Annotated in this window: 10 protein-coding genes; 7 read left to right on the forward strand and 3 right to left on the reverse strand. The window is 59.9% G+C overall.

Translation table 11 applies throughout. The features are described 5' to 3' along the window. Positions 1-445 precede the first annotated feature (445 nt). From IV01_RS03635 to IV01_RS03610, 6 genes are all read left to right on the forward strand, one after another. Positions 446-1,456, forward strand: coding sequence for a Bug family tripartite tricarboxylate transporter substrate binding protein (locus IV01_RS03635; RefSeq protein WP_032631045.1), 1,011 nt, complete (start codon positions 446-448; stop codon positions 1,454-1,456). Positions 1,457-1,507: 51 nt separating this feature from the next. Further along, on the forward strand, positions 1,508-2,041 hold the full coding sequence (locus tag IV01_RS03630) for a tripartite tricarboxylate transporter TctB family protein (protein ID WP_032631046.1): 534 nt from the start codon (positions 1,508-1,510) through the stop codon (positions 2,039-2,041). Continuing rightward, a complete protein-coding gene (locus IV01_RS03625) occupies positions 2,038-3,567 on the forward strand; it encodes a tripartite tricarboxylate transporter permease (protein ID WP_032631047.1) in 1,530 nt (509 codons plus the stop codon). Before IV01_RS03630 ends, IV01_RS03625 begins: the two co-directional genes overlap by 4 nt. 71 nt (positions 3,568-3,638) lie before the next feature. Then, on the forward strand, positions 3,639-4,583 hold the full coding sequence (locus IV01_RS03620; RefSeq protein WP_032631049.1) for a LysR family transcriptional regulator: 945 nt from the start codon (positions 3,639-3,641) through the stop codon (positions 4,581-4,583). A 173-nt stretch (positions 4,584-4,756) separates the two neighbouring features. Then, on the forward strand, positions 4,757-5,635 hold the full coding sequence (locus IV01_RS03615) for a neutral zinc metallopeptidase (protein ID WP_032631050.1): 879 nt from the start codon (positions 4,757-4,759) through the stop codon (positions 5,633-5,635). Positions 5,636-5,640: 5 nt separating this feature from the next. Continuing rightward, positions 5,641-6,627 (forward strand): hypothetical protein, encoded by a 987-nt coding sequence (locus tag IV01_RS03610; protein ID WP_032631051.1) that lies wholly within the window; start codon positions 5,641-5,643, stop codon positions 6,625-6,627. A gap of 586 nt (positions 6,628-7,213) precedes the next feature. Here IV01_RS03610 and IV01_RS03595 read toward each other — a convergent pair. From IV01_RS03595 to IV01_RS03585, 3 genes are all read right to left on the reverse strand, one after another. Further along, entirely contained in the window at positions 7,214-7,804 is a 591-nt protein-coding gene (locus IV01_RS03595; protein ID WP_032631056.1) for an HAD family hydrolase, read from the reverse strand. Further along, on the reverse strand, positions 7,801-8,670 hold the full coding sequence (gene tesB / locus IV01_RS03590; RefSeq protein ID WP_032631057.1) for an acyl-CoA thioesterase II: 870 nt from the start codon (positions 8,668-8,670) through the stop codon (positions 7,801-7,803). The genes IV01_RS03595 and tesB overlap by 4 nt, the downstream gene beginning before the upstream one ends. Positions 8,671-8,754: 84 nt before the next feature. Then, on the reverse strand, positions 8,755-9,324 hold the full coding sequence (locus IV01_RS03585; RefSeq protein ID WP_032631058.1) for a GNAT family N-acetyltransferase: 570 nt from the start codon (positions 9,322-9,324) through the stop codon (positions 8,755-8,757). A gap of 108 nt (positions 9,325-9,432) precedes the next feature. Between IV01_RS03585 and IV01_RS03580 the strand changes: the two genes are divergently transcribed. Further along, on the forward strand, positions 9,433-10,350 hold the full coding sequence (locus IV01_RS03580; protein WP_032631060.1) for a histone deacetylase: 918 nt from the start codon (positions 9,433-9,435) through the stop codon (positions 10,348-10,350). Positions 10,351-10,464: the final 114 nt, after the last annotated feature.

Here is a 10,464-nt window from a genome sequence, read left to right on the forward strand (position 1 = left end):
TACGCGGCACGCCAGGCACACCGAGTCATCGTTCTTCGCGAGCAAGCTCGGCTCCAACAGGCGACTGAGTTTCCCGTTGGAGCGAGGCTTGCCCGCGAATCGTAGCGCCTCGGCATAGCAGACAACCGCCGATTTACTGTGGGAGCGGTGCTTGCCCGCGATGAACGATGACTCGGTAGGACTGATGAACCGGAGTGTCTGTATCACCCGGGTGCAGCCCAGACCAGGCACCGCTCCCACGTGGTGATGCGCGCTCTTCGCGGGTCTGCCTACAGATCAAAAATCTAGCGCTTACACCGCCCAACCTATAACCCCAGGCTATCGGTGTATCCAATGTTTTGAGTAGACGCCAGCACAATAGCTTCCCACACTCGACCCAAGATTTGCCGATGCCCGTGTCGGTCGAATCGCTCAAAAAACAATTACAAGAAATAGAGGTTTCATCATGCGAACCGCATCTTTTCGACGCGCGTCCAGCCTTTTGCTTGGCTGCACCCTACTCTCCGCCGGCACCCTTCCCGCTTTAGCTGCATGGCAGCCCGACAAGAATGTCGAAATCATCGTTGCCGGTGGTCCTGGTGGCGGTACTGACCAGTTGGGTCGGTTAATCCAGTCGATCATCACCACCCACAAGCTGCTGGACGTCAATACCATCGTGCTGAACAAAGGCGGCGGCAACGGTGCCGAGGCTTTTCTGGACATCAAAATGTCCGAAGGCGATGCCGACAAGCTGGTGATTGGTACCAACAATATCTACCTGCTGCCGCTGGTGTCCAAGCTCGGCTACCAATGGCAGGAACTGACCCCTGTGGCGGCCGTCGCTGAAGACGACTTCATTCTCTGGACTTACAAAGACGCTCCCTGGAAAGACGCCAAAAGCTTCTACGAGACCGTCAAAGCCGATCCTTCCAAATTGCGCATGGGCGGCAGTCAGTCCAAGGATGTCGACCAGACCCTGACCCTGCTGCTCAACAAAACCACCGGCAGCAAGCTGGTGTACATCCCGTTCAAAAGCGGCAGCGAAGCCTCCACTCAGCTGGCGGGCAAACACATTGCCGCCAACGTCAATAACCCCAGCGAAAGCATCAGCCAATGGCGCGGTGATCAGGTGCAACCGCTGTGCGTGTTCAGTAAAGAACGTATGAGCTACACCGACAAAGTCGCCGGGGACAAATCCTGGGCGGACGTGCCCACCTGTAAAGAACAAGGCCTGGGTGTGGATCAATATCGCTTCCCGCGCACCGTATTCATGCCCGGCAAGGTGACTGCCGAACAGCGCGCCTTCTATACCGAGCTGATGCGCAAGGTGTCAGAGGCTCCTGAATTCAAGGCCTACGTCACCCAGAACGCTTTGGTGCCAACCTTCCTCGAAGGCGATCAACTCTCCGCTTATATCCAGCAGGACACCGCCCGGGTCACGCCTGTGTTCAAGGACGCTGGCTGGTTGCGCGAGTGATTTGACTCTGCCGGACACTGGTCCGGCAGCCTTCCACACTGGAGGTGTTTCATGCCCCATTCTTCTGAGACAACGGCACTGGTCGGCACTCGCTGGGTCGAATTCGGCCTCGCGCTGTTCACCCTGCTGGTCGGCGCGGTGGTGATGTACGGCAGCCATGAGCAAGGTATCGGCTGGGGCGACTCGGGCCCCGAGCCCGGTTATTTCCCGTTCTACATTGGCCTGCTGTTGAGCTGCGCCAGCCTGGGCAACATTGTATTGACGATGATTCGCTGGAAAGCCCTGAGCATCAGTTTTGTCAGCCGTGAGCAGTTTCGCGGCGTGCTGTCGGTGTTCATTCCTATCGCACTGTTCGTCGGTGCCATGCCGTTCACCGGCATCTACATCGCCTCGGCGGTGTTTATTGCCTGGTTCATGCTGCACGACCGGGTTCGGCCCAAGCCTTACGGCAAGCTGATAGTGTGCACGGTATCCGGTGGCGCGGTGCTGGCCAGCTACCTGATATTTGCCCTGTGGTTCAAGGTGCCGCTGCACACAGGCCCGTTGGGTGACTGGCTCGCCGATGCCGGGAGATCGATGCTATGAGCGAATTCGATTCCCTGCTGCATGGCATGAACCTGATCCTCACCCCCGGCCATATCGGGCTGATGGTGGTCGGAGTTCTGTTGGGTATTCTGGTGGGCGTACTGCCCGGTCTCGGCGCGCCAAACGGCGTTGCCTTGTTGCTGCCACTGACCTTCACCATGTCCCCGGTGTCGGCCATCATCCTGCTGTCGTGCATGTACTGGGGCGCGTTGTTTGGGGGATCGATCACGTCCATCCTGTTCAACATTCCCGGCGAGCCGTCATCGGTGGCGACCACCTTTGACGGCTACCCCATGGCTCGGGACGGCCGCGCCGCCGAAGCCCTGACAGCAGCGTTCAGCTCCGCGCTGATCGGTGCGCTGGTGGGTGTGATGCTGCTCACCTTTCTTTCCACCCGCATCGCCGAATTCGCCATGTCGTTCAGTTCACCGGAGTTCTTCGCGGTGTATCTGTTGGCGTTCTGCACCTTCATTGGCATGAGCAAGAACCCGCCGCTGAAAACCGTGGTAGCGATGATGATCGGTTTTGCCATGGCTGCCGTCGGCATGGATACCGTATCCGGCAACCTGCGCCTGACCTTCGATCAACCGATCCTCATGACCGGGATCAGTTTTGAAGTGGCGGTGATCGGCCTGTTCGGCATCGGCGAAATCCTCTGCACTGTGGAAGAAGGCCTGGTATTCCGGGGCGAACATGCGCGCATCACGCCGATGGTGATCTTGCGCACCTGGGCAAAACTGCCGCGTTACTGGCTGACTATCGTGCGCAGCACCATCGTCGGCTGCTGGATGGGTATTACTCCGGGCGGTCCCACTGCGGCGTCATTCATGAGCTACAGCCTGGCGCGGCGCTTTTCGAAGAACCGCGACAACTTCGGCAAAGGCGAGCTGGAAGGGGTCATCGCGCCTGAGACCGCCGACCACGCTGCGGGCACCAGCGCGCTGCTGCCCATGCTGACTCTGGGGATTCCGGGTTCCGCCACGGCAGCGGTGATGCTGGGCGGTTTGATGATCTGGGGCCTGCACCCCGGGCCGACCCTTTTTGTCGAACAACACGACTTTGTCTGGGGCCTGATTGCCAGTATGTATCTGGGCAACGTGGTCAGCCTGATCGTGGTGCTGGCGACTGTGCCGCTGTTCGCGTCGATCCTGCGCATTCCGTTCTCGATCATTGCGCCGATCATCATCATGGTCTGCGCCATTGGTGCGTACTCGGTGCATAACTCGCTGTTCGATGTGGGCCTGATGCTGGTGTTCGGCGCGCTGGGTTATCTGTTCAAGAAACTCGGTTATCCGATTGCGCCGCTGGTGCTTGCGGCGGTACTGGGCGATAAGGCTGAAGATGCGTTCCGCCAGTCGATGCTGTTTTCCGATGGGCAACTGGGTATTTTCTGGTCCAATCCACTGGTCGGCAGCCTGACCACCGCCGCGCTGCTGATGCTGTTCTGGCCGCTGATTTCCAGTGCAATCCAGAGCGCCCTGGGCTGGCGTACCCGCAACGCGGCGAAGTCAAAATCGATCGTGTAAGCAAGATGGGGCTGGCAAGGCCTGAGATTTCTTGTCAGGCTCAGCCCCAGTCTTTTTTGCGAGCCAGCACCATGACCCGAATTCCTGACGCCAATGTGATTCACAGCCGCCTGCGCCTGCGCCAGTTGCGGCTGATGTTGGCGCTTCAAGAGCTGGGTTCTTTACGTCGCGCCGCCGATAACATCGGCATGACCCAACCCGCCGCGACGAAAATGCTTCACGAAGCCGAAGACCTGCTGGGCGTTGAGCTGTTCGAACGCCTGCCCCGTGGCATGCGCGCCACGCAGTTTGGCGAAACAGTCATCTATTACGCGCGGATGGTGTTTGCCGAGTTGAGCGGCATGCGCGAAGAGCTGGTCGCGCTGGAGTCAGGCAACCTGGGCCGGGTTGCGGTCGGGGCCATCCCGGCCCTGGCCTCGGGCCTGCTGACGCGAACCATCGCCGACCTGAAGAAAAGCCATCCGCGCCTGTCCATGAGCATCCAGGTCGATACCAGCGACGTGCTGGTTCAGGCCTTGCTGCAGGATCAACTGGACGTGGTTCTGGGCCGAATCCCGGGAGGCGCTCGGGCTGAAGAATTGCTGTTCGACAGCCTCGGCGAGGAAGAACTGTGCGTGGTGGCTGGCGCACAGCATCCCATGGCTAATGCCACCGGGCTGGGTTGGGCCGAGATGCAGAACATGACATGGGTGCTGCAACAGCATCCCAGTCCGATGCGCTCGATCATCAATCAGGTGTTTCACAATGCCCGTGTCGATATTCCCAGCAGCATCGTCGAAACCACCTCGATCATGACCCTGCTGTCTCTGGTGCAGCAGACCGACATGCTCGGCGTCACGCCGCTGTCAGTCGTGGAAGACTATCCCGGCCGCCATTTGCTGGCGGTGCTGCCGATCAAATTCGAAGCCCGTCTGCCGCCGTATGGCCTGATAACCCGTCGTCATCGCGTCCAGTCTTCGGCCATGCAGGCATTCATGAATTCGGTGAAAAGCGAACAAGGCCTGGCCCGCAACTAGCGATCACGTGCACTGCCAGCCAATGATGGCGAACTAATCCACAATCCTCACCTCTACTCCTGCTCAAGATGTACGTTGTTCAACTCCCATTCAGGTTCCACGTCTGACAATCGGACTGGCGCGGTCTGTGGGTAGCAGCGACACTCCTTACAGGATTAGAAGAGGATTCCCACATGCTATGGAAAAAAGGTCGCCGCAGCGACAACGTTGTAGATGCCCGTGATGGCGGTGGCGGCGGTGGTGGGATGCGTCTGGGTGGCAAAGGCCTGGGCATCGGCGGCGTGATTATTATCGTCGCCATTGGCCTGCTGACCGGTCAGGACCCGATGCAAATCCTCGGGCAACTCACCGGACAGGCGACTCAGGCACCCGCGACGACCCAGACCCGCCAGGCGCCACCGGCCAACGACGAGCAGGCGGATTTTGTCCGCTCGATCCTCGGTGATACCGAAGACACCTGGCGCGCGACCTTCCAGCTCAACGGCCGCCAGTACAAGGACCCGACGCTGGTGCTGTTCAGCGGTCAGGTTCAGTCCGCCTGCGGCTATGCGACCTCGGCCAGTGGCCCGTTTTATTGCCCGGCTGATCAGCAGGTTTATCTGGACATGGACTTTTTCCGGGAGATGTCGCAACGCTTCAAGGCTGCCGGTGACTTTGCCCAGGCTTACGTGATCGCGCACGAAGTGGGCCATCATGTGCAGACGCTGCTGGGGGTTTCGGCCAAGGTACAACAGGCGCGCCAGAGCGGTCAGCGCATGGAAGGTGCCACTGGTTTACTGGTGCGTCAGGAACTTCAGGCAGACTGCCTGGCCGGTGTCTGGGCCTTCAACGCGCAAAAGCGTTTGAACTGGCTCGAGCCGGGTGATATTGAAGAAGCACTGAACGCCGCCAACGCGATTGGCGATGATCGATTGCAACAACAAGGTCAGGGCCGTGTGGTACCTGACTCGTTCACTCACGGAACATCTGCTCAACGCGTGCGCTGGTTCAAGACCGGCTTCGCCCAGGGCCAAATCAACCAGTGCGACACGTTCGCAGCCAAGAGCCTCTGACCCCAATGATGAAACCGCTTCTGATCCTGTCGTTAAGCACTTTTCTGAGTTTCGCCGCTCACGCCGAGGATCAGGCGGTCAAATCCATCAGCCCGGACCGGCTGATGGTCAATGGCGCACAAGCCACCCTGGGGCTGAGTCTGAACTGGACTCATCCACGGCCACATATCGAGCGGGCGGTGATCGTCCTTCATGGTCGGCTGCGTAATGCGCCCACTTACCTGCGCAGCATCGAACGGGCCGCCAACCAGTCCAGACAACGCAACAAGACCCTGTTGATCGCGCCCCAATTTTTGAATGAGAAGGACGTTGCCGCCCATCACCTGGCGGACAACATCCTGCGCTGGCACGCCAACGACTGGATGGCGGGCACTACGTCGGTCGGGCCCAAGCCGGTCAGTTCGTTTCTGGTCATCGACCATATCCTCAGACGCCTGAGCGACAGCAAGCTATTCCCCAACCTGAAGGAAATCGTCATCGCCGGGCACTCCGGCGGGGCGCAGGTGGTGCAGCGCTACGTGATGATTGGCGGCAAGGAAGATGCACTGATGGTTAAAGAAAAGATCAAGCTGCGCTACGTGATCGCCAACCCGTCGTCCTACGCGTACTTCGACAGCGAGCGTCCGGAGCCTGTTACTGCCGCGAGCTGCCCTGGCTTTAACGAATGGAAGTACGGCCTGAACCATATGCCCAGCTACGCCGGCAAAGTGAAGACCGCCGACATCGAGCAGGATTATGTGAAACGCGATGTCACGTACCTGTTGGGCCAGAACGATACCGACCCGAAACACCCGGCACTGGACAAATCATGCGCCGCCGAAGCCCAGGGTCCTTACCGCTTGGCGCGGGGGCAGAACTACTTCAAGTACCTGCAGAAGCGCCACCCCGAAGGGATCAACCAACGCCTGGTCGTAGTCCCGAACGTGGGCCACAGCGGCAACGGCATGTTCACCTCGCCGGAAGGGCAGGCGGTGTTGTTCAAAGACCTGTGAAAACAGCCTTCTGGCTAAACCTGGTCCCACATGGGAATGCTGTCTCCTGTGGGAGCGGTGCTTGCCCGCGAAGAACGATAACGCGGTTTGCCTGATGAACCGCAGCAACTCATTCGCGGGCAGGCCTCGCTCCAACGAAATCCCCAAATCGGTTGGAACCGGGCTTGCCCGCCAAGAACGATAACGCGGTTTGCCTGATGAACCGAGGCGCCTGAATCGCGGGCAAGCACCGCTCCCACAGGGAAATCGCATTACTCCTGTTGGAGCCGGGCTTGCCCGCGAAGAACGATAACGCGGTTTGCCTGATGAACCGCAGCAACTCATTCGCGGGCAAGCCTCGCTCCAACGAAATCCCCAAATCGGTTGGAACCGGGCTTGCCCGCGAAGAACGATAACGCGGTTTGCCTGATGAACCGAGGCGCCTGAATCGCGGGCAAGCACCGCTCCCACAGGGAAATCGCATTACTCCTGTTGGAGCCGGGCTTGCCCGCGAAGAACGATAACGCGGTTTGCCTGACGAACCGCAGCAACCCATTCGCGGGCAAGCCTCGCTCCAACGAAATCCCCGAATCTGTGGGAGCTGCGATCAATCCAGCAGGGAGCGCAACTCCACACAATCCTGCGCATGCCAGTCGGTCAATTCCGGCCATGGGTTTTCCGGCAGGTTGACCAGGATGGTTTTCGCCCCGGCAGCACGTCCGCAATCCAGATCGAAGCGGTAATCACCGACCATCACCATCTGCGCCGGATCAACCTGCCAGGCCTTGGCCAGATGCAGCAAACCGGCAGGATCAGGTTTGTGGGCAGCTTCGTCGCGACCCAGAATGTCTTCTACCGCAAAACAATCGGCCAAGCCGATCGCTGCCAGCGTCAGGTGGGCCAGTTCCCGGGCGTTGCGGGTCAGTATGCCCAGCCGATAGCCGCGTCCCGCCAATTCCCTTACCAGCTCCACCGCGCCGTCCGCCGGTTGCGAAGCCAGGGCCAACTCGCGTTCATGCTCCAGCAGCCAGGCGTGTTTGGCAGCCGAAACGTCAGCCGGCAAAGAGGCCAAATGCCCCAGGATGTCGTGATCCTGAGGGATATCCAGCGCGCGTTTGATCGCCGGGAAATCATGGGCCGCGACGGTCAGCGTGCCGTCCATGTCGAACACCCAGTGGTGAATCCCGGAAAGACTCATGCCCAATCCTTGCGATGGCGGATCAAGCCTTCCTGGCTGACCGACGCCACCAGTTGCCCGGCCCGGTTGTAAACACTGCCACGGGAAAAACCCCGGGAATTGCCGGCCCACGGGCTGTCCATCGCGTACAGCAGCCAGTCATCGGCACGCAGATCGCCATGGAACCACAGCGAGTGATCCAGGCTGGCGACCTGCATATCCTTCTGCCAGACCGTTTTACCGTGGGGCAACAGCGACGTGGTCAGCAGGTTGAAGTCCGATGCGTAGGCCATCAGGTACTTGTGCAGGGCAGGTATTTCAGGCAACGAGCCGTCGGTGCGGAACCAGATATATTTGACCGCTTCGGTAGGCTCGGGATTGTAAGGATCGGTGGCGGTAACCGGGCGAAACTCGATAGGTTTGGGGCACAGCATCTTGTCGCGCATGTGCTCCGGAATCAGGTGCGCCCGTTGCTGCATCAGTTCCAGCTCCGATGGCAGATTCTCCGGGCCGACAATTTGCGGCATTGAGGTCTGGTGCTCGAAACCCTGCTCATCGTATTGAAACGAGGCGCTGCAGGTGAAAATCGGCTGGCCTTTCTGGATGGCCGTAACCCGACGCGTGCTGAAACTGCCGCCATCGCGCACCCGATCCACCTGATAGACCACCGGCAGCCCAGCGTCCCCGGGGCGCAGAAAGTAACCATGCAACGAGTGAACGTGTCGCGCGTCTTCGACCGTCTGGCTGGCCGCCGAAAGCGACTGGCCCAACACTTGCCCACCGAACAGCTGGCGAAAGCCAAGGTCCTGACTGCGGCCTCGGAACAGGTTTTCTTCAATCGGCTCCAGGCTCAGCAACGCCACCAGATCATCCAGCACTTGGCTCATTTAACACTCCTCGCAAAAACTGTCAGGCCACGCTCCAGCGCGACGCAAGCCGAAATGATACAGAATTTAACGGCGTGTTCCTGTTCAGGCTCGCAGGGTTTTCAGCCATTGTTCGCGACTGATGCGATAGAGCACATGACGGCGCAGCGGATGCTCGGGGGGCAGATTCGGATGATCGAAGTCGTCGGCAGGGTCAGTGGTCATGCCGATGGCCTGCATGACTTTCTGCGACGGCTCGTTGCTGACCGAGGTAAAGGACACGATCTGATCCACACCCAACCGCTCGAAGCCGCAGCGCAGAGCCGTCCACGCTGCCTCACTGGCGTAACCGAACCCCCAGTGTTCATGAGCCAGACGCCAGCCAATTTCGATAGCCGGGGTGAAGTGCGACTCGAAGCTCACCACCCCAAGGCCGGTAAAACCGATGAACTGGCCGCTGTCCTTGCGTTCCAGCGCCCACAGCCCGAAACCCAGTTCGGCAAAGTGGCCACGCACGCGGCCAATCATGGCGGCGCTTTCCAGACGACTCAAAGGCTCAGGAAAATAGCGCATGACGTGGGGGTCCGCACACATGTCGGCGAACGCTGGCAAATCGTCATCTCGCCACTGGCGCAGCAACAATCGTGCGCTTTCGAGCTTGAGTATCGGGTCCATCGGTGGTCTCCCATAACCATTCGATCTTATGTTGCCAGCTTAAAATTGCATTGGGCGTCCATAGGCAATACTGGCACTATCCGGCTTCGACCTCTGACCGGACGCAAAATGTCCCTGCCGCTCATCTATCACGAGGATTACAGCCCGGACTTCCCGGCTGATCATCGTTTCCCCATGGACAAGTTCCGCCTGCTGCGCGATCACCTGATCGACAGCGGTCTGACCACGGACGCGCAACTGCTGCGCCCGGACGTTTGCCCTGCTGACATTCTAGCCCTGGCCCACGATCCTTCTTACGTACGGCGCTATATGGAAGGTGACCTGTCCCGTGAAGACCAGCGCCGCCTGGGTCTGCCCTGGAGTGAGGCTCTGGCTCGGCGAACGGTGCGGGCTGTCGGCGGCTCACTGTTGACCGCCGAAAAGGCCTTGCAGCACGGCCTGGCCTGTCACCTGGCGGGCGGCACGCATCACGCGCATTACGATTATCCGGCGGGTTTCTGCATCTTCAACGACCTGGCCGTGATCAGCCATTACCTGCTGCAAAGCGGACGGGTCGACAAAGTCCTGATCTTCGACTGCGACGTACATCAGGGCGACGGCACGGCGCGGATTCTCGCCGATACCGAAGACGCCATCACCGTCTCACTGCACTGCGAAAAAAATTTCCCGGCGCGCAAGGCGCAGAGCGACTGGGACATCCCGCTACCCATGGGCATGGGTGATGCCGACTACCTGAAAGTCGTCGACGACCTGCTCAACTACCTGCTGCCCATTTATCAGCCGGATCTGGTTTTGTATGACGCCGGTGTCGACGTGCATCAGGACGACGCGCTGGGCTACCTGAAACTCACCGACGCTGGCGTCGCCGCCCGGGATGAGGCGGTGTTGCGCCACTGCATCGGCCGCGACATCCCGGTCATGGGCGTGATCGGCGGCGGCTACAGCAAAGACCGCCAGGCCCTGGCCCGCCGCCACGGGATCCTGCATCACAGCGCGCAAAGGGTATGGGTGTCGGAGGGGTTGTGAATTGCAACGTCTGGACTGGCGCCTTCGCGAATGAATTCGCTCCCACAGGATAGCGGCGTTGAAGTGCGCCCCAAAAGTTGGACAGCTGTTGGCTAGGCTACCGTGGACTGGGTT

It is taken from the genome of Pseudomonas syringae (genome assembly GCF_000737245.1).
Lineage (GTDB): Bacteria > Pseudomonadota > Gammaproteobacteria > Pseudomonadales > Pseudomonadaceae > Aquipseudomonas > Aquipseudomonas syringae_J.

Coding starts and splice junctions, on each gene's coding strand:
- IV01_RS03625 (WP_032631047.1), top strand. CDS start 2,038: ATGAGCGAATTCGATTCCCTGCTGCATGGCATGAACCTGATCCTCACC.
- IV01_RS03580 (WP_032631060.1), top strand. CDS start 9,433: ATGTCCCTGCCGCTCATCTATCACGAGGATTACAGCCCGGACTTCCCG.
- IV01_RS03615 (WP_032631050.1), top strand. CDS start 4,757: ATGCTATGGAAAAAAGGTCGCCGCAGCGACAACGTTGTAGATGCCCGT.
- IV01_RS03585 (WP_032631058.1), bottom strand. CDS start 9,324: ATGGACCCGATACTCAAGCTCGAAAGCGCACGATTGTTGCTGCGCCAG.
- IV01_RS03595 (WP_032631056.1), bottom strand. CDS start 7,804: ATGAGTCTTTCCGGGATTCACCACTGGGTGTTCGACATGGACGGCACG.
- IV01_RS03630 (WP_032631046.1), top strand. CDS start 1,508: ATGCCCCATTCTTCTGAGACAACGGCACTGGTCGGCACTCGCTGGGTC.
- IV01_RS03610 (WP_032631051.1), top strand. CDS start 5,641: ATGATGAAACCGCTTCTGATCCTGTCGTTAAGCACTTTTCTGAGTTTC.
- IV01_RS03620 (WP_032631049.1), top strand. CDS start 3,639: ATGACCCGAATTCCTGACGCCAATGTGATTCACAGCCGCCTGCGCCTG.
- IV01_RS03635 (WP_032631045.1), top strand. CDS start 446: ATGCGAACCGCATCTTTTCGACGCGCGTCCAGCCTTTTGCTTGGCTGC.
- tesB (WP_032631057.1), bottom strand. CDS start 8,670: ATGAGCCAAGTGCTGGATGATCTGGTGGCGTTGCTGAGCCTGGAGCCG.